A 22,324-nucleotide genomic window follows, 5' to 3' on the forward strand; every position below is an offset into this window, starting at 1 on the left:
GTTACCTGTTCGCAAGGCCACCCGGGGCGGCTCTCGGTTCTACATAGCTCGCACAACTTCGGGGTGGGGTAGCCCAGGATGGGCTACACCTCGGCGGTCTCGGTCTGCAGGTCCTCGACCGCTCGTGCCACGCCGGTGACGTCGATCAGTATCGTCAGCGATGATTCGGTCAGGCCGTCGATGTTACCTGCCAGTTGTCGAATCCGATTGTCGTGCAACGCATTCTACCAATTCCCGGTCCTGGTGACGCGGCCACTTCTCGGGCTCCTGGTCGCCTCGCAGGGGTGACGGGCGCGCCACCGTCACCGCCACCGAGCCGCGGTCCGTCATCCCCCGAATGCGATGACGGACCGGTCTCCGGTTTCTGCCGACGCCGGTGTCACATCCGCGACGACTTACCACGGCTGCGGAACACGAGTACTCCGCCGACGATCAGCCCCAGCGATACCACGCAAACCGCGATGACCAGGGCGAGGATCACCGGCGGCATTCCGTCGCCGGACTCCGCGGCCGCCGACACCGCCGACCGCCCGCCGGCACTGCCCGAGCCGGACGTGCCGGTCTGCGAGGGCGTCGCATTCTCACCGAAAGTGCCGTCCGCCGTGGATGATGCGTAATGCGGTCCTGGTTCGGGATGCCCGGCCACAGTGAGGTCCAGGCGAATCGGCACCGGGGCGCCCGCGCCTTCTGTTCTGGACGGGCCGACGGAGACGGCGATGTAGTACCAGCCGGGCAGGCTCTGTCCCCTGCCGCTGACGGGCCCGCCGTCACGATTGCTGTACCGCACGGGCAGGGTTGCCAGTGCGGGATGACCACTCGGCATCCCATACGGGGCACCGTCATAGGAGCTGAAAGCGTTATCGATCTCCTGGCGTACCGGCGTGTACAACGTGGACGTGACAGTCGACACGCCATCGAGGCCGTTTCTGTTCGATTGGAGGAAGTTCACCCGGTATGCCAGGCCCTGTCCCCAATCCAGCTTGACTCGATAGAACACGAACTCCCCGCGCTGCAACGTATCGGAGTAGCTGCCGGAATTGTTCAATATCGTTGCGGCATTGAATGATCCACCGCCCACCACCGGCACTTCGGCGCCCGAAGGCGCAGTGAAAGCCGTCGGTGTCGTCGATGTCGGCGGGCCAGCATCGGTGACGCCCGGCTCGATTCCGAACAGCAGTTCCATCGGCATCCGCTGGGGCATATTGTCGGCGGCGCGGTGCCATTCGGGAGCGAAGTAGTAGCGGCCGCCGCCGCGGCACTTGTCCGCTGATCCGTCCTCGGCGGACTTCGTCGCGCCGTCCCAGGCCTTCGTGACGGTGAGAGCCACGCCGCTACTGGTGTTCACCGCCTGCTCGAAGGTGAATTGGTTGCAGTCCCGGCCGTCGGCACCGTAGACCCGCAAATAAAGAACGCTGTTGTCGTTGGCGAGAGCCGGCTGCCGAATATGGGGGAACGCCGTCGTCGCACTGAAGTAGGCCATCGCGCCCTGCGGCACATCGATTGCGTAGTACCTGGTCTCGTGCTGGCCGATCGTATCCAGATACTGACCGGGTGCCGCGACCGGTGCGTCGCGATAGGTCGGCGTACCGGAAATCGGCGTCCCGATCGGTTCATAGGTCCGCAATGCCGTTTGAGTGACGCGTGGAAGTATGCGTTCGAGGGATTTGCCGTCGACCGCGTCGGTGTAGGTGCCGCCGGTCGTCTGGGCGATACATGTCAGCTGTTTCCGCGATGCCGCGTCGACGCCGAATCCGATGGCGTGGACGACGATTGCGACGCCCTGACGATTCAACTCCTGGGCAACCTCGCACGGATCCGGTGGGGCGCAGGTGTCTTCGCCATCGGAGACCAGCACGATCGACCGCGGACCCGATGTCGGCAGCGCCTTCGCGGCCGCGCGCAGCGAGGTTCCGATGGGCGTGTACCCGCTGGCCCGAATCTCCTCGACCGCTGAATTCAGTGCTGCCTTATCGATGGTGTCGGCGCCACGAAGCGTCCGCACATCCTGACATCCGGCCGCCTTTTCCGCATCCGAGGATCCGGTCCCGGTCCCGTAGACGGTCAGGCCGACCTTCGCCGCTGCCGGCGCGGCGCCCACGAAGGTGTGCACGGCCGTCTTGGCGGCATCCAACTTGGTCCCGCCACCAGGGTCGGCCGCCTGCATGGATCCCGACGCGTCGAGCACCAGCATCGTCGGCGCATACTCCGGTCTCGCCTCCTGCGCCTGTACCGGCACCGCTGCCGGCGTCAGTGCCGCGATTGCGGCCGCCGTCGTCAGCAGCTTCCTAATTGTCGACATACTCTCCAACTTCGGTGGTGACCAAGGTCGATCGACCTTACGCAGCCGGAGAGCCCGATGACCCTATCCGATTCACCACCCATGAAAACGGACAGTGAGAACATATCGGGCTCGGGCTCGAGGGGGCAGTGCATCACCGCGTGGATGATCATGTCGGCATGGAGGTTCGGGTGCGGGACTACGGGTGCCGTGCTGGATCATGAGCGTCACCCTGGCCGGCGCTGGCGGTCGCCGGTTCCCGGCCTGTACCGGGACGGTCACGACTGTGATGTCAGCCGGTCGTCCTCGGCGATTTCGTTCAACTGGTCGCGAAGCTGTTCTGCCACCGGCGTTCCGAGCGCTGTGGCGACGCGGTCCTGGGCCGAGCGCCACAGCGCGCGCGCCTGCTCGAACCGCCGCTGCCCTTCCTCGGTGAGTGTGACGTTCACGCTGCGCCGATCGGTGGCGTCCTTGTCCAGCCGGATCAGGCCGTCGCGCTGGAGCGGGCGTAGCGAGTGGCCGAGGCCCGAGCGGTCCAGGACGAGGGTCCGCGCCAGCTCGTTGATCGTGATCGGTTCGCCGTCGACGAGTTCACCGAGGATGGCGTACTGCGTCGAACGCAGACCGGCGGGAGCCAGCACGTCGTCGTAGAGGGCGGTCAGCCGCCGTGACGCCTTCCGTAGTGCCGTGGCGTAGCAGTCTCGCGTTGTCGACGCTTGTGGCTTCATCGTCTTCGCTCCTCCCGTCCATGGCGACTCTGAGCCGGGCAGGCCCCGTCCTCGCCTACGCCCGACAACGTCCGTTTTCAAGCCCGCATGCCGCAAAATACGGGTATGTGCCCCTAATCACAATGGGCATATGCCCGTATCTTGCGGTGTTGCAGCAGGCAGTGATCGAACCATCCATTGTCGGAAGGGATCTCGTTATGACTCGCCAGATACTCGTCACCGGCGCCACCGGTAAGACCGGTGCACACGCCACGAGCACGCTCCTGGACCAGGGCCACCATGTTCGCGCGCTGGTTCATCGCGCCGACGGCAGGGCCGAGCGGCTCGTTCGGGCCGGAGCCGAGGTCGTCGTCGCGGATCTGCTGGATTTGGACGCGGTGAGCGCGGCCGCCGAAGGTATGGACGCGGCGTACCTCACCTATCCGATCGCACCGGGATTGCTGGAGGCTACCGCCACGCTTGTGCAGGCAGCCGAAGAGAACGGCGTCGGCGCCATCGTCAATATGTCGCAGATTTCGGCCCGGCGCGACGCCGTCAGCAACGCCGCCCGTCAGCACTGGCTCGCCGAACGCGTCCTGGACCACTTCAGCGGGACGGTGACCCATATCCGGCCTACTTTCTTCGCCGAATGGCTGATCAGCTTCTGGGATGCCCCGACCGGAGAGCTACGGTTGCCGTTCGCCGACGCGCGCCACGCACCGATCGCGGCCGAGGATCAGGGGCGCGTCATCGCTGCGATTCTGGCTGATCCTGGGCCTCACGCCGGGAAGATCTACCCGCTCTACGGGCCGGTGGAGCTCGATCACCACCAGATCGCCGCGGCTATGACCCGGACTCTGGGCCGGCGGATCACTTACGTACCCATCGAACTCGACGAATTCCGGTCCGCGCTCGAACAGCGAGGATTCGATTCCCACTTCGTGCAGCATCTGGTCAATGTCGCGGTCGACTACCGCAACGGGATATTCGCCGGCACCAACGACATCGTCCGCGATCTCACCGGGGTGGAGCCGCTCACTGTCGAAGCCTTCATCGACCGGAACAGGCGGTACTTCGACGGCAGTGAAAGCTGGGGCAACCGCTAGTCCCGACCGCAGGAACTCCGCACTACTCCTCGCGTCGAGTGCCGAGGCTCTGGAGCGACCTCGGCGTCGCTTTTCGCTCGTCACGCGTGTGGTGTCGTGTGGGGTGAGGAGGCGTTCCGCGGTGTCCTCGACGGTGGGCATTGCGGCGATCTCGGCGGCGAGTCGGTCGGGCTGTCACAGATCCAGCACGATGTCGCTGTCCGGGCGGGCACAGCAGATCAGTACCCGACCGTTGTCGGGAGCCTCCAGTGGGTCGGGTAGGTACGTGGTGGCGCCGGCCAGGAGCGGGGTGATGCGTGTGTGGCACACGCCGGTGCGGCACGACCACCTGGTGGGCACGTCACAGGCCTCGGCGAGTTCGAGCAGTGATCCCGTATCGATCTGCCAGCGCGTGGACAAGCCACTACGACCGAACGTGACCATGGGTTCGAACTCGGCCTCACCGATCCGGTACCGGTCGCCGATGCACACATCCTGGTCGCTGAGCCCGTCCACGGTGAAGTTTTCGCCGAACTGGCCGAACTCGACCCCGGCGTGACCGAAGTAGTGCTGCCAGAACCGGATCGAGTCGATCTGGTACACGAGCACGGCGCGCTGCTCACCGCCGTGGCCGTCGAGGTCGCCCTGGCCATCGCCATCGATATTCAGTTTGCGCACCATCACCGAACCGCTGACCGGCGACTTGAATATCCCAGTGTGGACCGTTCGTCCGCGCCAGGCGACATCTTCGGGCATACCAACGTTGACCGAGAGCAAAGAAGCCATGGGTTTCGTCTCCGCGGTTGTTGTCGTATTCAAGCTACTCCGGCGCACAGTCATGTCCGAGGCTGTCGCGGATGCTCGGCGCCGACGACAATCGGCCGGATTACGCTGGTAGCCGCACCGGCAGGCCTGGAAGGTGCGGCGAGTCGAGCGGGTCGCTCGGGGACCTCACTGCGAGCATCAGGGCGGCGGAAACGGCTGAGCGGCCGATTGCCCGGCCCCATCGGCAGTACTTCGAGCGCGTCCGAGTGGAGGGAGCCGAGTCATGGGACTGTCATAGCAGCAGATCTCGGCACGACTGCCTGGTCCACCGTGACGACCGAAAGGTCAAGGGCAAAACGATCATCCGGGTTCGTCGGTAGCGACGCGGAGACAACGGAGACCCCTCAACGCCATAACGGGGGTAGGCGAGGACTGATACTGAGAGAGGTAGTCGGATGAAAGCGATCGTGGTGACGGACCGGGCCGCGGGAACTGCGGGGATGACGCTGGTGGAGCGGCCCGAGCCGGACGTGGCGAGGCTCGCCGGTCTCGAGGGCGCGAACTACGGCGACGTCGTCGTTGAAGTTCATGCGTCGGGATTCACCGGGGATGAGCTGGAGTGGCCCTCGACCTGGATCGATCGCCTCGGCCGTGACCGGACGCCGTCGATCCCCGGCCATGAGGTGGCCGGGGTGGTCACCGCTCTCAGCTACGGAACGACGGGGTTGTCGGTGGGACAGCGGGTGTTCGGCCTTACGGACTGGACTCGCGACGGCACACTGGCGGAATACGTTGTCGTCGAGGCGCGCAACCTTGCGCCACTGCCGGGCGACGTCGACTTCACGGTGGGCGCGAGCGTCGTGATGACGGGCCTGACCGCGTGGCAGGGGCTGTTCGAGCACGGCCACATCCGGGCGGGGCAGAGCGTCCTCGTGCACGGTGCGGCCGGCGCAGTCGGTTCGATGGCGACACAGCTCGCACGTGAGGCCGGCGTCTACGTCATCGGTACCGGACGCGCCGCCCACCGTCAGACGGCGCTCGATTACGGCGCGCAGGAGTTTGTCGACCTCGCGAACGACACGATGGAGGATGTCGGCGAAGTCGATCTGGTGTTCGACGTCTTCGGCGGCGACATCGGAAGGCGGTCCGCGGGTCTGGTTCGAGCCGGCGGAACACTGGTGACCGTCGCCGGTCCGCCCGAGGCACGGCCGGCCGGCGGACTGGCGATCGATTTCGTTGTCGTCTCCGATCGGGCGCAATTGAGTGAGATCGCCCGGCGGGTGCGGGACGGACGTCTGCGGACGCACATCGGACAAGTCGCGACTCTCGACGATGCTGTCGATGCTTTCAACCCGACCGAGCGAATAACGGGGAAGACGATCATCCGCGTTCGTCGGTGAGGACTCAGGGACAGGACGCATGCGCGATCCCAGGCCCCTTACGGAAAGCCGGTACGAATGTGAAGACCTTCGTGCGAGTGCCCGCGTCTGCACGACCAGGCTGGCTTTACCGAACAGCTGATGGAGACCAAGCTCTTCGCCGAAATCAAAATTCGGACTCCCCGCGCCGCGTCATGAGAAGCCTCTGTTTCGTGCTCCTTCATGACGCGTCAGCGCATCCCCGGCCGTCGGGTTGATCGCTGCGGTCCTGGAAATCCCCGCCGCCGGTGTGCGCGAAATACGGTGACCAACAGTAGTTTTCCCGCCAGCAGTGCGGTCATCGCGCCGAGAGCGGCAAGGGGCCGGTGCCACTGTGTGATCGCGTAGCCGATGCCCCCCAGGTGTATCGCCAGCACTGTCGCGAGGATTGCGGCCACCACGCCGTACGGTCCGGTGAACGAGTGCAGGTGCCGTGCCTTCACCGTGAACCGGCCGCCGGGGTGTCGCTCGGTGTCCATTCGATGATGAGCTCATTGCGTCCGAATCGCTCGAGATCACGGGTGACGATGTCGCGGATGCGTTGCAGCGCTTCAGCATCGGTGGCATCGATACGCACGCTCAGTACATTCGACGCCGCGTGCAGGACGCAGGTTCCCCACGGGGTGAAATGGGCGGTTACCTGATCGTCGTCCTGCTCCACACGCAGCATCGGCTCGCTCGTGGCATGGGCGGCGGTGTCGTGCATGCGCATGCGATGCCCTCGCGGTCCGGTCATTGCGGTGGCGTGTTCGCCGAACTGGCGCAGGTATCGTTCGGGCCGGTCGGTGCGGATGCGGGTGTGCAGGACGGGCATCGCGGTCACCTCCGGGTGGCGGTGGTCAGCCAGGCGGCCAGGCCGTCGGGTGCGGGGATGGTTTCCAGGCGGGCCGGTTCGATCGAGTCGATATGCCAGTCGCTAGTGAAGGCGGACTCGATGTCGGTGCGGGCCAGTCGATGTGGTCCCCATCCGCCGGGTTGCTGGTCGCTGAAGCCGAGCATGTAATAGCGGCCGCCCGGACGCAGTGCCGTGGCGACACCGGCGGCGTAGGCGGCGCGGGCGTCCGGGGCGATGACGTGGAACAGGCCGCAGTCCAGCACGGTGTCGAACGTTTCGCCGAGTTCGGACAGCCGCAGGGCGTCGTGGCGGCGGAATCGGACGGGCAGGCCGCGGTCGCGGGCTTTGCGTTCGGCGGCTTCGATGGCCTGTGCGGACTGGTCGATCCCGACCGCGTCGCATCCCAGCGACGCCGCCGCAAGCGCGTGTTCGCCTGTCCCGCAGCCGAGATCGAGCACGCGGCCGCGAATGTCTCCGGCCGCAGCCAGGGCGGCGAACACGGGCTGCGGGTGGTCGATATCCCACGGCGGTTTCGTGGTGTACAGGTCCAGGGTGGCGGCCGCTCGCGATACGTGTGCCCGAGCCGGGCCTCGAACCGGCTCACCGCCGCCGCCCCGGTCTCCGACCAGGCGAGCAGGACGAGACCCAGGACCAGCGCTGTCGCCGAGAGGATGAATTCGCGCGCGTGCACAGCGCCGGGACAGGATATGTCGTGGCTGATGAAGGCGGCTGGGCCGTGACCCGACGAGGGGGCGGCGATCGAGTGTTCGGGTCTCCCGGGCTGCCGGTCCAGCGACCGGAACGGTCCACAGGCGCGAGCGTGCAGTCGTGCGCCGGACCATCGCTGTCCTCAGTGGCTTGCCCTTGACGCGTGAAGACAAGAGTTACAAACTGTAACAATGGTCATACGTTACAAGCTGTCACAATAGTTGCCACGTGGCGTGACGCGGTGAGACGGGAGAAAACAGTGAGGTTTCAGTTACTGATCAAGGGCGGGACTGTGGTCGATGGGTCCGGGGCTCCGGCCTACGCCGCGGATGTCCGGGTGAGTGACGGTCGGATCACCGAGATCGGCGCGAATCTGCAGGCCGGCGTCGGCGAACGAGTGATCGATGCGACCGGCTGTTTCGTGACGCCGGGTTTCATCGAGACCCACAACCACTGGGACGGCGGGGTGTGGTGGTCGCCGAATATGGAGCCACTGCCCGCCTACGGTGTGACGACATCCATCAACGGCAACTGTGCCTTCTCGATGGCCCCCCTGCCGGACAAGCCCGAAGATCGGGAAAATCTCATCGAGATCTTCAACTTCTTCGAAGATATTCCCGAAGAGCCGATGAAGAAGCTCGTCCCCTGGGACTGGAGCAGGTGGAGCGAATACAAGCAGTCGATGCTCCGGAATGTTCGGGTGCCGGTCAACTACGCGGCATTCTGCGGCCATATTCCGATCCGGTTGTCGGTCATGGGACAGGAAGCCTGGAAACGCGCTGCGACACCGGACGAGATCGAACAGATGTGTGTCCTTCTCGATGATGCGCTGGCAGCCGGCGCCATGGGGCTGTCGTCGAACCAGTTGGATTACGACAAACATGATCGCCCGCTGCCCTCGCAATTGGCCGACGACGCGGAATACGAGGCGCTGTTGCGCGTCCTCGCTCGGTACGAGGGCGCCACCTTCCAGGTGATCGTCGATCACTTCATGCGCATGACCGGGCCGGATCAGACGGAGCGACTGGGCCGAATCGCGAAGGCGACCGGAGTCAGGATGCAGTGGGCCGGGCTGCCGACGCTGAAATTTCAGGCGGAGATCGGCAAGCGCTCCAAGGTTCTGCACGAGCGGTTCAAAGCCGAAGGGCTCGACTTCTATACGGGCTTCCATCATGTCTCGCCGACCTCGGTGATCAACTTCAGCCGGTCGCTGGTATTCGCTCAGAACGGTAATCAGGTGTGGCAGAACATGGTTGACGCCCCGACCTGGAACGAAAAGAGTGCGATGTTGTCCGATCCGGCGTGGCTCGATCGCGCCCGTGTCGCATGGGACGGTTCGTACAGCCACTCCTACCTTCACGATCCCTCAGCGCTCACTCTGCGGGAAAGCGAGTCCGGCTGGGGCCCTGTCGGACTCACCCTTGCCGATCTCATGGAACAGACCGGTACGGCGCACCCATCGGATGCTCTGGCGCGCTGGGTGCTCGAGAACGGAGCCGAATCGGTTGTGCACAAGCGCTCTTGGGAAGCCGACGAGGAGGTGCTGGTCGACCTGTTGCGCGACCCCAACTCGGTGGGCAACATCTCCGACGCGGGCGCGCATGGCAAGATGTTCTGCGGTGCGGGTGACAATGTCTACCTGCTCACCGACTTCGTCCGAGACCGTAAGTTGCTCACCATCGAGGAAGGCGTGCACGTGCTGACCGGCAAACTCGCTGCCTTCTTCGGGTTGGAGCAGCGAGGGCTGCTCCAGGTCGGGAAGGTCGCCGATATCACCGTGTTCGATCTAGACGAGATCGAGCGACGCCCGGAAGAGAAGATCTGGGATGTCTGGGACGGGCGTGGCGGTCGAACCTATCGCTACACCCGGGCCGCGGCGCCGATGCGGCTGACCCTGGTCAATGGCGTCCCGACGTTCGACAACGGAGCGTTCACGGGCCGCTTCCCCGGAGAATTCGTGGGTCCCGAGAAGAGCGGCGTGCTCACCGCCGCAACGGGATAAGGAACATGGCGGCCGAGTCGGAATCGGATCACGCGGCGTCGCCGGGTGACACCCCGGATCCACGCGTTGCGGGCTTGGCCGCCTTCCATCGTCGGCGTAAGCAGGACAGTCACGCTCGGATCGTCGACGCCGCGACCGAAAACTTCTGTGACCGTGGCTATCTGACGGTTTCCGTGGAGGACATCGCGGCCTCGGCGGGAGTGAGTCGGATGACCTTCTATCGGCACTTTCGCGGCAAAGCCGACCTCGCCGCGTTCTTGTTCAAGACCGCTGCCGCCACCGCGATGCCCGTCTACGCGAGCATCACGACTGTGGACTACACCCAGCGCAGGGACGTAACCGACTGGATCACAACGATATTCGAAGCAGATAGAAAAGAGAGCCGCCTACTGAAGGTGTTCGTCCAGGCCAGCGTCGACGACGGCGACTTCACTCCCCGTGCGCAACAGTTCATTCGAGATCTCATCAGTCGGCTGGGTACCGCGATACCGGCCTTTGCCGTCGACCCAGACAAGCCCGGCGAGCGGCGCAGATGGCTGGAGGCTTGGCTTCTGCTGTACGAGATCCTGGATCAAAGCAACCATGCGGCACTGGCTTCGGGCGTAGCCGGGGACCCGCTGATGATCGAAATCCTCGCGGATAGATTCCTGGGATTCGTAGAAGCCGGCTGAGCACACCCTGAGACCGGAGATTTCGATCGACAACGATGTAGGGGCGCAACGTAATTCGCGCTTTGGAATAGGCGACGCCCGCATCTTTCAGCTCGTCCTCGAGCAGCCAGGGTGCGCTCTTCGCGAACCGGTTGAGTAGTCCTCGCGGTTGGACAGGCCGGGTCATCCGGTAGCCGGCGAAAGGGGAGCCGTCGGGGGCGGTCGCGGCGAGAATCGCGGCCGGTGCGTGGCGCAGCAGGGAAAGCAGCCCACCGGAGGTCTCGTCATAGGCGAGGTCTTCCATCGGGCCATGACCGCCGGGGTAGACACGACGTCGAAGGCGTCCGGATCGACGCGGTCCAGATTCCGGTGGTCATCTGTGAGCTGGAGAGCTGATCGCGACTCTGCGACCCGATGATTCAGGGGGAGTCGCATGCGGCGAATGCCGATGCCGGCGGCACGATGGCGCTGGTGCTCATCGCACCGGCGATGGTGACCGGACCCCGCTACGCCGGCCGCTGGTCACCGCGTTCGCCGGCCGCGCCGCCGTGGTTCGGCCGAGCGCGGTGGCGTCCGGCGCATGTGGTCTCGCGCGCGGCCGAGGATGTCGGCGAGCGTCTCGATGTCGGTGCGGGACAGCGGGGTGAACAGCAGGTCGTCGATGACGGCGACGTGACCGGGGAAGACCCCCGCGAGGACGGCGCGTCCCTGGTCGGTGATGGTGACGGTGGTGCTGCGCTCGTCATCGGAGGACAGCGTGCGGGTCACCAGGCCCCGTTTCTCGAGTGTTTGGGCCTGGTAGGTCAGTCCGCTGCGGCTGTAGACGACACCGTCGGCCAGATCGGTCATCCGCCGGCTGCCGGTCGGGGAGTCGCCGAGGGTGGCCAGGAGCTGGAACTGCACGTAGCTGAGGTCCCCGGCCTCCCGCAACTGCTGTTCGACGGTGTGCTTGAGCAGGCTGCTCGCCTCGATGAGGGCGAAGTACGCGCCCAGCTGCGTGGCATCCAGGGACGGCGGCAAAGAGGGCATGAGCCGAGCCTATCAGTACTTCGAACTCGAAGCACTTGCTTCGAGTTCGAAGCAGTGCTAGCGTGGTCGGGAGTTGCTTCGAATTCGAAGCAAAATATCGAAGGGAAGACACCATGAAGGCAGTACGGTTCCACGAAACGGGCGGTCCGGAGGTTCTGCGCTACGAAGACGTCGACCAGCCGGTCCCCGGTGCCGGCGAGGTGCGCATCCGGGTCGCGGGGTCGGCGTTCAACCCGGCCGACGGCGGAATCCGCGGCGGCTTCCTGCCGATCCCGGTGACGCTGCCGCACGTTCCGGGCTACGACGTCTCCGGCACGATCGACGCGATCGGCCACGGGGTGGACGGCCTCGCCGTGGGCGAGAACGTCGTCGGGTTCATACCCATGAATGCCGACGGCGCGGCAGCGCAGTACGTCGCCGCCCCGGCGGAAGCGCTGGTGAAGGCTCCGACGAGCATTGCGCTGGCCGATGCCGCCGGGTTGCCGTCGGTCGGGCTCACCGCCTCGCAGGCGCTCTTCGAGGCGGGCGAGCTCGCAGCCGGGCAGCGGGTGCTGATCAACGGTGCCGGCGGCCCGGTGGGCGGGTATGCCGTGCAGCTGGCCAAGCGCGCAGGTGCGCACGTCATCGCCACGGCGAGCCCGCGCAGCAGCGAGATCGTCACCGCGGCCGGTGCGGACGAGATCATCGACCACACGGCCACCTCTGTGCTCGACGCGGTGACCGAGCCCGTCGATGTGCTGCTCAATCTGGCCCCGATCACCCCTGACGGGTTCACCGCCCTGGTCACGCGCGTGCGTGATGGCGGCGTGGTCGTCTCGACGACGCCGACCGTGACGACGCCGGGCGACGAGGAGCGAAACGTGCGCGCGGCCACGATCTTCGTGCACCCCGACGCGGAGACACTCTCGCACCTCGTCGCCCTCATCGACCGTGGCGAGCTGCACGTCGAGATCGCCCGGCGCGTGCCGCTGAGCGAGCTGCCCGCGATCCATCGGCAGGCCGACGCGGGAGAGATCCACGGCAAGGTCGTGGCCGTCCCGCCCGCAGTCTGACGCCGACACCTGAGTCGGGCCGGGAACTTCCCGCATGCGCCGGTTGCCTGGTCGGTTGTGCGTCCCCCGGTGTCCCTGGCGGGCGGTCGCCTCTCCAGCCCCGCCGCCTCGAACCGTGCATGCGGTCCTCCGGCACATGGCTCACCTACGCCGTTCACCGCCGGTATTCGGCTTCTCCCGCCAGGGCTTGTTCGCCCTGGGCGCGTTCACAGCTCCGTTCAGGTTCGCCACATTGCCACGGTGTCGGCGTTCCTGCGCGGGCCCGGCCAGTTCGGCGATCGCCCCGCAGCCCGAGAACGACTTTCTACCAACCGCCGGTCGCTGGCCGGCTGGGGTAGTGGCCGGTGAACGGGTCGGCGGACTTGGTTGCTGAGGACCCCTCGCGCGTGGTTCCGGGCAGGCGCGCCGATGGCTGCACGGCGATGCCGGCCGACATGTTTGTCGAACATTGGCACGGTTTGTGGGGCCGGGTGCCCCGAGTGCGCCCTCCGGCCGGTTCGGCACGCCGAAGTAAATACGCCTCCGATTCCGCCGATCCCGGGAGATCGAACGAATGGAGGGCTCTCCTGTGCAATAAATAAAATCATGTTGATTTCAACGAAGCATTCACGTCCTGAATCCTCGTCCGAGGAGAGGTCTGTATTTTAAAAATCATCATGATTGCAATGGCCGGTGGGTGAGATTTCACGCCCCCGCAGCCAGCCGCAGGTGCGGTGTGAGCAGTGGGCGCAGTGCGTCCGCCGCAATCGCCGCCGTCGCCGTCGGCAGACCTGGTCGAGCGCCCACAGACAGGCGCAACGGCTTCGCGGCGGGCAGGTCGGAGCGCGGGACGAGTCCCTCCGGCGTCTGTCCGAGCGTGGCGAGCAGTGCTACTCCCACGCCGGTCGCGACCGACGCGTGCACGCCGCCCAGCTGCGGTGCCTCGGCGCGGATCGACGCCGGGAGACCGGCCCCCGACAGGGTTTCCAGCGCGCGGCTGCGCAGTGCGCAGGGACTGTCGAAGGCGACTATCGGCACGGGATCCGGCCGGGGCGGGAGCTGCCAGCCCGGAGCGGAGTACCAGGTCAGCTCCAGTTCGCCCACGCGGATCGCGCTCGGATCATCGCTGTTGAGCAGCAATGCGAGGTCGATCCGGCGGCTCGCGAGACCGTCACGCAGAGCCATACCGCGGTCGATTCGGAACCGGACCGAGAGCTGCGGGGCCGCACGCTCGAGCGCGGTCGCGAGGGCTGGCAGCAGTTGTGCCGCGGCGTGCTCGGTCGACCCGATCGTGATGGTGCTCGTGGTCTCCGCGCCGAAGCTGCGCAGCGCGTCGTCGTGCAGGTCGAGGATCCGGCGAGCCACAGCGAGGAGTTCGTCGCCATCCGGCGTGAAGCGCGAGCCGCGGCCGTGGCGCTGGAACAGTTGCCGGCCGACCGCATCCTCGAGTCGGCGCACGTGCTGGCTGACGGCGCCTTGGCTCAAGTGCAGATGTGTCGCCGCTCGCTGGAAGCCGCCGCAGTCCGCGATTGCGACGAAGCTCCGTAACGGAGCAATGTCGAGGTTCTTCTGCATGATTCTTACGATTATGCACTCTCATCACGAATCATGATGGTTCCGATCACGAATGCTCGTTGGATAGGCCGCGGGAATTCCCGTAATTTCTATGGCGCAGGAAAATAATCGGACGGAGTGGCGTGCTGAGCAGACGGCAGATTCATCTGGGTTCCGTTCCCTATGGAACGGGTGGTCCGGGCAGCCACACCCTCTGGCTGGATCCGGACATCCCCGGCGACGCGAGCGTGAACATCGACTGGTTCACCGACGTCGCGCGGCTGGCGGAGCGCGGTCTGTTCGATCTGGTGTTCATCGTGGACAGCCAGTTCATCACGCCGTATTCGCCGCCGCACTACCTCAACCGCCTGGAGCCGTTGACGCTCCTGAGCGCGCTGGCGGTGCAGACCAGCCGGATCGGGCTGGTCGGCACGGCGACGACGAGCTTCAACAGCCCGTTCAACCTGACGCGAAGGTTCGGCTCACTCGACCTCATATCGCGCGGTCGCGCGGGGTGGAACGTCGTCACAACCGGTGACGCGGGCACCGCGCGCAACTACGGGCTCGACGAGCACTACGACTACGACACGCGGTACGGGCGAGCGCAGGAATACGTCGAACTCGCTCGGGCACTGTGGGATTCGTACGAGGACGACGCCTTCGTGCGGGACCGGGAGACCGGGCGGTTCCTCGACCGAAGCAAGCAGCATCGGCTGGACCACGACGGCGAATTCTTCCGGGTGCAGGGTCCGCTCAACCTGGTCCGCTCGCAGCAGGGGCACCCCGTGATCTTCCAGGCGGGCGACTCCGACCAGGGGCGGGACCTCGGGGCTCGCGTCGGCGAGGGCATCTTCACCCATGCCGCCGACATCCCCGCCGGCCAGGCGTTCTACGACGACATCAAGAGCAGGGCGGCACGGTACGGCCGCGATCCCGACCATGTGCTGATCCTGCCCGGTGTCAAGGTCGTGGTAGGTGACACCGACGCGGACGCTCGGGAGATCGAGGCCGCGAACAACGCGGCGGACCACACGTTCACCGCGGCGCTCGAGGAGTTCGGCCGACCCTTCGGGTGGCACGACTTCACGCGCTACGACCTCGACGCTCCGTTCCCCGCCGAGGCGCTGGTACACGGTGAGCGCTCCTTCTACACCCAGGCCAAGGCGATCACCGAGCGAGCCCAGCGCAACGGATGGACACTGCGGCAGGCCGTGGAGGCCACGCGCGAGCGGCGCAAGAGCGAGTTCGTCGGCTCCCCGGCGACGGTCGCGGACAAGCTCATCGAATGGTGGGAGGCGCGCGCGTGCGACGGCTTCAACATCGCCGTCGACCACCCCGCCAACTTCCGCCGGATCGTCGAGGAGGTCGTGCCGATCCTCCAGGAGCGCGGCGTGTTCCGCACCGAGTACACATCGGAGACCCTCCGCGGCCACCTCGGCCTGCCGATCCCGCCGAACCGATACAGCGCGGCCGTCTGACCACGCCGGTTACACCCGTCGCCCCCCGAGAAGGAACCAGCTCCGTCCATGTCTCTCAGCGTTCAGCGGACCGATCGCGCCGCTCCCGTCACCGTCAGCCGCCGGGCGATGCTCCGCCTGGGCCTCGGTGCCGGCGCCCTCTTCGCCCTCGGGGCCTGCAGCGATGCCGGCGCGGGCTCCGTCGGCGGCGGCGGTCCGGGCACCGTCTCGTGGGCCTGGCAGCTGCCGACCACATGGGATCCGGTGACCTCCTCCGCCGGCTCCGACGTCACGATGCTCGCGCTCGCCTACGACGCCCTGACCGCGCTGGACGGCGACGGCAACGCGGTCGGCTGGCTCGCCGAGCGGTGGGCCTACAACGAGGACGGCACCCAGGTCACGTTCACGCTCCGCCCCGGGCTGAAGTTCTCCGACGGCTCGCCACTGGACGCGACGGCGGTGGCCAAGTCCATCCAACGTGGGCGATCCGCACCGGGCTCCCTGATCGCCCCGCAGATCGCCGACCTCAAAAAGGTTGCGGCGCAGGGAGATCTGGATGTCGTGATCGATCTGAACGGGACCAACTACCAGTACCCGCTGCTGCTCGCCGGGAAGACGGGCATGGTGGTCAACCCCGCGGTGTTCGAGAAGGACGCGCACGCCCTCGCGACCCGGCCCGCCGGGTCGGGGCCGTTCACGCTCACCTCGTATGTCGACAACGACCACGCGGAGCTGCGCAAGAACCAGCATTTCCACCTGGCGGATCAGATCGGGATCACTCGGTTCCTGCTCTACCCGGCCGCCGACCCGGCGACCGTTGTCGCATCGGTGGCGTCGGGACAATACGACGTGGCGAAGATTCCGCCCTCGGGCATCAAGGCGGCCCAGGCCAGTGGCCTCGAGGTGCAGGTGCTCGACTCGATGTACGTCGCCGTGCTCGACGTCAACACCTCCAAGCCGCCGTTCGACAACCCCGCGGTCGTCGAGGCGCTGAAGTACGGCATCGACCGCGAGGCGATCAGGAAGATCGCCAACTTCGGCATCGGCGACGTCGACTACCAGCCCTTCCCGGAGGGATACGTCGGCTTCAACCCGGCGCTGAAGCGTGCGTTCGCCTACGACCCGGCGAGGGCGCGCAAGATCCTCGCCGATGCCGGGCTGTCCGGTAAGGTGCGCTCCACATTGTCGGCGGCGGCCCCGATCCCGGCCGCGGTGGAACAGATTCAGGCCCAACTCGCGGAGATCGGGATCGAACTCACCATCGACCCGGTGCCGATGTCACAGTGGACGCAGATCGTCTACCTCCATCGCGGCAAAGCGCTCGGCTACGACGGTTTCGCGGGCCGGGAGTCGCCGGTGCAGGCGTTCCAGGTCCTGTTCAGCTCCACCGGGCTGATGAATCCGGCGCGCTCCGGCGACCCGGAGCTGGTCGCCCAGTTGGCGAAGGTCGCCGCGACCCCGACCGACGCCCCGTCGTACGCCGCGACCCTGCAGGAGGCGACGCGCATCGCGGTCACCCGGTTCCCCAACACATTCCTGTACGAGGTGCCGAGCATCCTCGCGCGACGCAAATCGCTTGCGCCGCTGAAACAACACCCGAGTCTGCTCCGCTGGGAAGGAGTGCCCGCATGACGGCAGTGACGGCGACGCCCGGCGATCCCTCGGTCGCACCGACGCGCACGCCCTTCGGCCTGCTGGCGGCCCCGGTCCGCAGGTTCGCTCGCCTGCTGCTCACCTCGGTCACCGTGCTGTTCCTCGCGTCGGTGATCACGTTCACGCTGGGTGCGCTGAGCAAGAACAACCCCGCCGCCGTGGTGCTCGGCGAGACCGCGACGCCGCAGGACATCGCGCGGCTCAACCACCAGTTCGGGCTCGACCGGCCGCTCATGGTGCGCTACTTCGATTGGGTGTGGGCCGCGCTGCACGGCGATCTCGGACGGTCGTGGTTCACCACGGTCCCCGTCGCGCGGTCGGTTCAGCTCGCGTTCCCGGTGGATCTCTCGATCGCGTTGTACGCGTTGGTACTCGCGCTCGTCCTCGGTTTCGGCGCCGGTATCGTCGCCGCCGCCAGGCCCGGCGGAGTGGCCGACCGGATCGTCACCGTCGTCTGCTCGGTGCTTGCCACGATGCCGCCCTTCGTCATCGGTATCGCGCTGATCGTGCTGCTGGCGGTGAAGGCCCGCCTCTTCCCGGCCGGCGGCTACTCGCCGTACGCCATCGACCCGGTGCACTGGTTGCGCTACGCCACGCTGCCCGCACTCGCTCTGGCCCTCGAGGTCGCGGCGAACATCGCGCGCCAACTGCGCACCTCTCTGGTGACCGCACAGGCGGAGAACTACGCCATCGGCGCGCGCATGCGCGGATACAGCAGGGGGCGAGTGCTTTTCGGCCACGTGCTGCGCAATGCCGTCGCGCCGACGCTCGCCGTCGTGACCAACGCGCTCCCGCTGATCATGGGCGGCGCGGTGATGACCGAGAAGCTGTTCAACCTGCCCGGGGTCGCCCAGTTGGCGTTGCAGTCCGCCCAGCGCGGCGACGTGCCCGTCGTGCTCGGCACGCTGCTGGTCACCTCCGCTGTCGTGCTGCTCGGCACCGTGGCGCTCGCGGCGCTGCAAATCCTGCTCGACCCGGCCGCACGCCGCGGCGCCACCTCAGGAGGCCGACGATGACGACGTTGCGCAGACTCTTCTCGATCCCCAGCGCGCGGATCTGTCTGGTGATTCTCGGCGCGGTGTTGTTCCTGGCCGTCTTCGGCGCCGCGCTGGCGCCCTACGACGCGCTCCGCCAATCCCCGGACATCCTGCGGGGCCCCAGCGCCGCCCATCTGCTCGGCACCGACTACGTCGGCCGCGACGTACTCAGCCGCCTCATGGCCGGGACGCGGCTGTCGGTCGTCGGTGCGCTGGAAGTGGTCCTCGTCGGAATCTGCCTGGGCGTGCCCACCGGCCTCGCGTCCGTATGGGCGGGGCGGGCCGGCGAGTGGTTCGCGCTGCGCATGTCCGAGACGTTGACCGTGCTGCCCTTCACCGTTTTCACGATCGCGGTGGCCGCGACCCTCGGAAATGGCATGAGCCAGGCTATGATCGCGGTCGGGATCCTCTCCGCCCCAACATTTTTCCGCATCAGTCGCGCCGTTACCCTCGGCCTGCGCAGCACCCAGTACGTCGAGTCCGCCGAGCTGATGGGCGCATCCACCTGGTGGATCCTGCGCACGCACATGTGGAGCAAGGTGCTGCCGAACGTCGCGGTGGCTGCGGCGCAGGCCACCGGTGCGGCGCTGCTGATCATCGCCTCGCTCGCCTTCCTCGGGGTCGGTGTCACGCCGCCGACCCCGACCTGGGGCGGCATGCTGTCCTCGGACCTCGGATACCTGGAACTGCAGCCGTGGGCGCCGCTGTTCCCGGGCATACCGATGTTGCTCACCGTCGGTGCTCTCAACATCCTGGCCGACTGCGTCCGCGAGGCGGGCTCCGATGCGCCCCGCGCGCGGCGCGGCCTGTTCACGCGGCTCCTCGGGCGCAGTCCGTCGACCGCGGCTGTCGCGGCGAATCCCGCATTCCCCACCAAGGAGCTCGACCGTGTCACTGTCTGATGATCCGACCCCCGGCACCGACCGCTCGGTGCTCCGCGTCGACGGCCTGAACGTCGATGTCGGCGCCGGCCGCCGCGCCCTGCGGGACGTCTCCTTCGAGATCCGGCGGGGTGAGACCGTCGCGCTGGTCGGCGAGTCGGGGTCCGGCAAGACGCTGACCTGCCGCGCCGTCCTCGGGCTGCTGCCGCCCGGCGTCACGATCGAGGGCGGCGCCGTCAGGTTGGGCGCGGGCGAGTCCTCGATCGAGCTGACCGGCGCCCGGCCCGCCACCTGGAAACGGTTGCGCGGCAACCGGATCGCCGCCGTCTTCCAGGACCCCGGCTCGTATCTCAACCCCTCGCTGACCATCGGCCACCAGGTCGCCGAACAGTTGCGGGTGCGCGGGGGCCTGGCCCGTCGGGCCGCTCGGGACCGCAGCCGAGAGTTGTTGCGCGAGGTGGGGATTCATGATCCGGAGCGCGTCGATCGGCTGTACCCGTTCCAACTCTCGGGAGGGATGCTGCAGCGGGTTCTGATCGCCATCGCGATCTCGCTCGGACCGGAACTGCTGATCGCCGACGAGGCCACGACCGCGCTCGACACGGTCGTGCAGGCCGAGATCCTGGACCTGCTCGACCGGCTGCAGCGCAGCCATCGGCTCAGTCTGCTGTTGGTGACGCACGACCTGGCTGTGGTCGCCCGGACGAGTCACCGCGTCATGGTGATGTACGCTGGTGAACTCGTCGAGAGCGGGCCGACCGAGGAGGTCCTGCGCGATCCGCGCCACCCGTACACGCAGGCGCTGCTGCGTGTCGCGTCGCTGGGCGACTGGTCGCGGCGCACTCTGGAGACGATCGACGGGCAGCCACCGGCCGCGGGCGAGGAGATCACCGGCTGTCGTTTCGCCGCGCGGTGCGCGCATTCCGGGCCCGGCTGCGCCGAGGGCGTGATCCCGTTCCGTGAGGTCCATCCCGGGCATCTCGCACGGTGTGTCCGGGATCAGGTGGCCGCATGAGCACCGCACCACTGCTCCGGGTCACCGACCTTTCGGTCACCTACGGCGTACCGCGGCGGGGAGTGGGCCTGGGCACCGGCGCGGCATTGCGCGGCGCGAGCCTGGAGGTGTACCCGGGTGAGATCGTCGGGATCATCGGCGAAACCGGTTCGGGCAAAACGACATTGGCCCGCGCGACCGTCGGGCTGACCGCCCCGGCGGGCGGAACCATCGAGTTCGACGGCCGGGACCTGACCAGTTTGCGCGGCCGCGAACTGCGCAAATTCCGGCGGCAGGGCCGGATCCAGTTGGTGTTCCAGGATCCGCTGCGCTCGCTCGACCCCGATCTGACCGTCGCCCGGCTGGTCGGCGAGCCGCTCGAGGTGGCGGGCGGCCGCGACACCACCCGCGGCGAGCGGATCGACCGGGCGCTGCGTGAGGTCGGGCTGGATCCCGGCGTGGTGCGTGATCGCCGCCCGCGCGACCTGTCGGGAGGCCAGCGGCAGCGGGTGTCCCTCGCGCGCGCCATCGTCACCGAACCTCAGTTGCTCATCTGCGACGAGCCGGTCAGTGCGCTGGATGTTTCCAACCGCAACCTGGTGCTCAATCTCCTGGATCGGTTGCGGCGCGACCTCGGCCTCGCGGTCGTGATCATCGCGCACGACCTGTCCTCGCTGGCCGGTATCGGCGATCGTGTGGCGGTGTTCTACCGGAGCCGACTGGTCGAGCAGGGAAATCTGCACGAAGTCCTGACCCGGCCGGCCCACCCGTACACCGCGCTGCTGGTCGCGTCCGCACCGAGTCTCGGGGAACGGTCGGCGATCCGGCCCGACGACGTTCGCCTCGACCGCGAGGTCGCCGGTGCGGCGGACCCCGGCGGATGCGTGTTCGCCGACCGATGCCGGTTCGCGTTCGCCGACTGCGCGACACAGCCACCGCTGCTCGAGGTGGGTGAGCGCTGGTCCGCCGCCTGCCACATCGCAGCCCGGTGGCCTGACGAGATATCCGAGAACACTCCCATCCGGACGGGTAACACCGGCACACTCACGAAGGGCGACCGATGAGCTACGACGATGTCGAGATCCTGGGCATGATCGGCACCGCCGACGCCTCCGAGACGCGGGCGGGCGACGGAGCGGTGATCGACTCCGACTACACGATCCGGTTCGCCCGCGCCCACGAGGACGGGGGATTCGACCGGGTGCTGATCGGGTACGGCTCCGGCTGGCCCGAGGGCTCCCAGGTGGCGGCCGCCGTGGCCGCGCACACCGAACGACTCGGCCTGCTCGTGGCGCACCGGCCCGGCGTCGTGCACCCCACGCTGGCCTCACGCATGTTCACGACCCTCGACCAGTTCTCCGGCGGGCGCGTGGCCCTGAACATCGTCACCGGAAGCACCGACGTGGAGCAGCGTCGCGAGGGGGACTTCCTCCCGCACGACGAGCGTTACGCGCGTACCGACGAATACCTGCACATCCTGCGTGCCGCATGGGACACCACCGGGCCGCGCGACTTCTCGGGCGACTACTACCGATTCGAGGGATTCCACCCGCAGGTCCATCCCCACGAGGGCAGGCGCCTCGAGCTGTTCTTCGGCGGTAGCTCCCCGGCGGCGTACTCGGTCGGCGCGCGGCACGCTGACACCTACATGCTCTGGGGTGAGCCCCTGCGCGAGACGGCCGAGCAGATCGCCACCGTCGCCGACCGCGCTGTAGCAGCGGGCCGCGACCGCCGACCCCGGATCTCGGTGTCGCTCCGGCCGATCCTCGGGGCCACCGACGACGCCGCCTGGGAACGGGCACACCGCATTTTGGATACCATCACCGCCGGCATCGGCGGGGCGCACAACCTGCGCGCCAACCAACTCCACCCGCGCGGCGCCGAACCGCAGAACGCGGGCTCGCAGCGCCTGCTGGCCGTCGCCGAGAAGGGCGATCTGCACGACCGGTGCCTGTGGACCCCCACCGCGAAGGCGGTCGGCGGTGGCGGCAACTCCACAGCGCTGGTGGGGTCGCCCGAGACGGTGGCGGCCGCCCTTCTGGATTACATCGAGATCGGGGTGAACACCGTCCTGATCCGCGGGTACGACCCGCTCCAGGATGCGATCGACTACGGCCGGGACCTGCTGCCGCTGGTACGGCAGGAACTGGCCCACCGCAAGGCGACCCGCCCCGACCGGGCGGCGGTCTAGCGAGCTTTCCGGGATCCTCGACGCCCGGACTCCCTATCGCCTCGATCCC

Annotated in this window: 21 protein-coding genes and 1 pseudogene; 12 read left to right on the forward strand and 10 right to left on the reverse strand. The window is 67.3% G+C overall.

Going from position 1 to position 22,324, the window contains the following annotated elements; genetic code table 11:
- Nucleotides 1-83: 83 nt before the first annotated feature.
- The 3 genes from NM2_RS52595 to NM2_RS17230 form a co-directional block, all read right to left on the reverse strand.
- Nucleotides 84-218 carry a hypothetical protein gene (locus tag NM2_RS52595; RefSeq protein WP_281182451.1) on the reverse strand — a complete coding sequence of 45 codons (135 nt, stop codon included), beginning with the start codon at nucleotides 216-218 and terminating at the stop codon, nucleotides 84-86.
- Nucleotides 219-379: 161 nt separating this feature from the next.
- Complete coding sequence (locus NM2_RS17225) at nucleotides 380-2,299, reverse strand: vWA domain-containing protein (protein WP_067669765.1); 1,920 nt, start codon at nucleotides 2,297-2,299, stop codon at nucleotides 380-382.
- A 257-nt stretch (nucleotides 2,300-2,556) separates the two neighbouring features.
- Nucleotides 2,557-3,006 (reverse strand): MarR family winged helix-turn-helix transcriptional regulator, encoded by a 450-nt coding sequence (locus NM2_RS17230; RefSeq protein WP_067669767.1) that lies wholly within the window; start codon nucleotides 3,004-3,006, stop codon nucleotides 2,557-2,559.
- Nucleotides 3,007-3,203: 197 nt separating this feature from the next.
- Here NM2_RS17230 and NM2_RS17235 point away from each other — a divergent pair, with 197 nt between their 5' ends.
- Entirely contained in the window at nucleotides 3,204-4,091 is an 888-nt protein-coding gene (locus tag NM2_RS17235; protein WP_067669768.1) for an NmrA family NAD(P)-binding protein, read from the forward strand.
- Nucleotides 4,092-4,265: 174 nt separating this feature from the next.
- On the opposite strand, the gene NM2_RS52995 is transcribed toward NM2_RS17235, so the two are convergent.
- Together NM2_RS52995 and NM2_RS51675 are read right to left on the reverse strand one after the other, a co-directional pair.
- The gene (locus NM2_RS52995; protein WP_369690321.1) at nucleotides 4,266-4,514 is read right to left on the reverse strand and encodes a 2Fe-2S iron-sulfur cluster-binding protein; all 249 of its coding nucleotides are present in this window, start codon (nucleotides 4,512-4,514) and stop codon (nucleotides 4,266-4,268) included.
- Nucleotides 4,488-4,856 (reverse strand): annotated as a pseudogene (locus NM2_RS51675) (MOSC domain-containing protein); the annotation flags it as partial. The gene NM2_RS52995 and the pseudogene NM2_RS51675, both read right to left, overlap by 27 nt.
- Before the next feature lie 434 nt (nucleotides 4,857-5,290).
- Here NM2_RS51675 and NM2_RS17245 point away from each other — a divergent pair.
- A complete protein-coding gene (locus NM2_RS17245; RefSeq protein ID WP_067669770.1) occupies nucleotides 5,291-6,235 on the forward strand; it encodes an NADP-dependent oxidoreductase in 945 nt (314 codons plus the stop codon).
- 209 nt (nucleotides 6,236-6,444) lie between these two features.
- On the opposite strand, the gene NM2_RS17250 is transcribed toward NM2_RS17245, so the two are convergent.
- The 3 genes from NM2_RS17250 to NM2_RS51680 are packed head-to-tail and all read right to left on the reverse strand — an operon-like array spanning nucleotide 6,445 to nucleotide 7,717.
- Entirely contained in the window at nucleotides 6,445-6,732 is a 288-nt protein-coding gene (locus NM2_RS17250; protein WP_067669771.1) for a hypothetical protein, read from the reverse strand.
- Nucleotides 6,693-7,067, reverse strand: a complete 375-nt coding sequence (locus tag NM2_RS17255) for a DUF2218 domain-containing protein (protein WP_157121139.1) — start codon at nucleotides 7,065-7,067, stop codon at nucleotides 6,693-6,695. The genes NM2_RS17250 and NM2_RS17255 overlap by 40 nt, the downstream gene beginning before the upstream one ends.
- A 5-nt stretch (nucleotides 7,068-7,072) precedes the next feature.
- Complete coding sequence (locus NM2_RS51680; RefSeq protein WP_439956886.1) at nucleotides 7,073-7,717, reverse strand: class I SAM-dependent methyltransferase; 645 nt, start codon at nucleotides 7,715-7,717, stop codon at nucleotides 7,073-7,075.
- Between the two features lie 338 nt (nucleotides 7,718-8,055).
- Between NM2_RS51680 and NM2_RS17265 the strand changes: the two genes are divergently transcribed.
- Together NM2_RS17265 and NM2_RS17270 are read left to right on the forward strand one after the other, a co-directional pair.
- Nucleotides 8,056-9,798 carry an N-acyl-D-amino-acid deacylase family protein gene (locus NM2_RS17265; RefSeq protein ID WP_067669773.1) on the forward strand — a complete coding sequence of 581 codons (1,743 nt, stop codon included), beginning with the start codon at nucleotides 8,056-8,058 and terminating at the stop codon, nucleotides 9,796-9,798.
- Nucleotides 9,799-9,872: 74 nt separating this feature from the next.
- Nucleotides 9,873-10,469 (forward strand): TetR/AcrR family transcriptional regulator, encoded by a 597-nt coding sequence (locus NM2_RS17270; protein WP_169816182.1) that lies wholly within the window; start codon nucleotides 9,873-9,875, stop codon nucleotides 10,467-10,469.
- A gap of 501 nt (nucleotides 10,470-10,970) precedes the next feature.
- On the opposite strand, the gene NM2_RS17275 is transcribed toward NM2_RS17270, so the two are convergent.
- Entirely contained in the window at nucleotides 10,971-11,477 is a 507-nt protein-coding gene (locus NM2_RS17275) for a MarR family winged helix-turn-helix transcriptional regulator (protein WP_067669775.1), read from the reverse strand.
- 113 nt (nucleotides 11,478-11,590) lie between these two features.
- Here NM2_RS17275 and NM2_RS17280 point away from each other — a divergent pair, with 113 nt between their 5' ends.
- The gene (locus NM2_RS17280) at nucleotides 11,591-12,529 is read left to right on the forward strand and encodes an NADP-dependent oxidoreductase (RefSeq protein ID WP_067669776.1); all 939 of its coding nucleotides are present in this window, start codon (nucleotides 11,591-11,593) and stop codon (nucleotides 12,527-12,529) included.
- Between the two features lie 684 nt (nucleotides 12,530-13,213).
- Here NM2_RS17280 and NM2_RS17285 read toward each other — a convergent pair.
- Entirely contained in the window at nucleotides 13,214-14,083 is an 870-nt protein-coding gene (locus NM2_RS17285) for a LysR family transcriptional regulator (RefSeq protein WP_067669778.1), read from the reverse strand.
- Nucleotides 14,084-14,205: 122 nt separating this feature from the next.
- Here NM2_RS17285 and NM2_RS17290 point away from each other — a divergent pair, with 122 nt between their 5' ends.
- Genes NM2_RS17290 through NM2_RS17320 form a run of 7 tightly spaced genes read left to right on the forward strand, consistent with a single transcriptional unit; the run spans nucleotide 14,206 to nucleotide 22,275 of the window.
- The gene (locus tag NM2_RS17290; RefSeq protein ID WP_245718078.1) at nucleotides 14,206-15,540 is read left to right on the forward strand and encodes an LLM class flavin-dependent oxidoreductase; all 1,335 of its coding nucleotides are present in this window, start codon (nucleotides 14,206-14,208) and stop codon (nucleotides 15,538-15,540) included.
- 48 nt (nucleotides 15,541-15,588) lie between these two features.
- Entirely contained in the window at nucleotides 15,589-17,151 is a 1,563-nt protein-coding gene (locus NM2_RS17295; protein ID WP_067669780.1) for an ABC transporter substrate-binding protein, read from the forward strand.
- On the forward strand, nucleotides 17,148-18,188 hold the full coding sequence (locus NM2_RS17300; RefSeq protein ID WP_067669782.1) for an ABC transporter permease: 1,041 nt from the start codon (nucleotides 17,148-17,150) through the stop codon (nucleotides 18,186-18,188). Before NM2_RS17295 ends, NM2_RS17300 begins: the two co-directional genes overlap by 4 nt.
- On the forward strand, nucleotides 18,185-19,111 hold the full coding sequence (locus NM2_RS17305) for an ABC transporter permease (protein ID WP_067669784.1): 927 nt from the start codon (nucleotides 18,185-18,187) through the stop codon (nucleotides 19,109-19,111). Before NM2_RS17300 ends, NM2_RS17305 begins: the two co-directional genes overlap by 4 nt.
- A complete protein-coding gene (locus tag NM2_RS17310) occupies nucleotides 19,098-20,105 on the forward strand; it encodes an ABC transporter ATP-binding protein (RefSeq protein ID WP_218025938.1) in 1,008 nt (335 codons plus the stop codon). The genes NM2_RS17305 and NM2_RS17310 overlap by 14 nt, the downstream gene beginning before the upstream one ends.
- Entirely contained in the window at nucleotides 20,102-21,148 is a 1,047-nt protein-coding gene (locus NM2_RS17315) for an ABC transporter ATP-binding protein (RefSeq protein WP_067669786.1), read from the forward strand. The genes NM2_RS17310 and NM2_RS17315 overlap by 4 nt, the downstream gene beginning before the upstream one ends.
- The gene (locus NM2_RS17320) at nucleotides 21,145-22,275 is read left to right on the forward strand and encodes an LLM class flavin-dependent oxidoreductase (protein ID WP_067669788.1); all 1,131 of its coding nucleotides are present in this window, start codon (nucleotides 21,145-21,147) and stop codon (nucleotides 22,273-22,275) included. The genes NM2_RS17315 and NM2_RS17320 overlap by 4 nt, the downstream gene beginning before the upstream one ends.
- Nucleotides 22,276-22,324: the final 49 nt, after the last annotated feature.

It is taken from the genome of Nocardia miyunensis NBRC 108239 (assembly GCF_001613065.1).
Classification (GTDB): Bacteria; Actinomycetota; Actinomycetes; order Mycobacteriales; family Mycobacteriaceae; genus Nocardia; species Nocardia miyunensis.

Bases quoted from the DNA above. Each gene is read 5' to 3' on its own strand.
- NM2_RS17285 (WP_067669778.1), bottom strand. From the start codon at position 14,083: ATGCAGAAGAACCTCGACATTGCTCCGTTACGGAGCTTCGTCGCAATC.
- NM2_RS17275 (WP_067669775.1), bottom strand. From the start codon at position 11,477: ATGCCCTCTTTGCCGCCGTCCCTGGATGCCACGCAGCTGGGCGCGTAC.
- NM2_RS17255 (WP_157121139.1), bottom strand. From the start codon at position 7,067: ATGCCCGTCCTGCACACCCGCATCCGCACCGACCGGCCCGAACGATAC.
- NM2_RS17245 (WP_067669770.1), top strand. From the start codon at position 5,291: ATGAAAGCGATCGTGGTGACGGACCGGGCCGCGGGAACTGCGGGGATG.
- NM2_RS17225 (WP_067669765.1), bottom strand. From the start codon at position 2,299: ATGTCGACAATTAGGAAGCTGCTGACGACGGCGGCCGCAATCGCGGCA.
- NM2_RS17305 (WP_067669784.1), top strand. From the start codon at position 18,185: ATGACGACGTTGCGCAGACTCTTCTCGATCCCCAGCGCGCGGATCTGT.
- NM2_RS17235 (WP_067669768.1), top strand. From the start codon at position 3,204: ATGACTCGCCAGATACTCGTCACCGGCGCCACCGGTAAGACCGGTGCA.
- NM2_RS52995 (WP_369690321.1), bottom strand. From the start codon at position 4,514: ATGGTCACGTTCGGTCGTAGTGGCTTGTCCACGCGCTGGCAGATCGAT.
- NM2_RS17315 (WP_067669786.1), top strand. From the start codon at position 20,102: ATGAGCACCGCACCACTGCTCCGGGTCACCGACCTTTCGGTCACCTAC.
- NM2_RS17320 (WP_067669788.1), top strand. From the start codon at position 21,145: ATGAGCTACGACGATGTCGAGATCCTGGGCATGATCGGCACCGCCGAC.
- NM2_RS17295 (WP_067669780.1), top strand. From the start codon at position 15,589: ATGTCTCTCAGCGTTCAGCGGACCGATCGCGCCGCTCCCGTCACCGTC.
- NM2_RS17230 (WP_067669767.1), bottom strand. From the start codon at position 3,006: ATGAAGCCACAAGCGTCGACAACGCGAGACTGCTACGCCACGGCACTA.
- NM2_RS17280 (WP_067669776.1), top strand. From the start codon at position 11,591: ATGAAGGCAGTACGGTTCCACGAAACGGGCGGTCCGGAGGTTCTGCGC.
- NM2_RS17250 (WP_067669771.1), bottom strand. From the start codon at position 6,732: ATGGACACCGAGCGACACCCCGGCGGCCGGTTCACGGTGAAGGCACGG.
- NM2_RS17300 (WP_067669782.1), top strand. From the start codon at position 17,148: ATGACGGCAGTGACGGCGACGCCCGGCGATCCCTCGGTCGCACCGACG.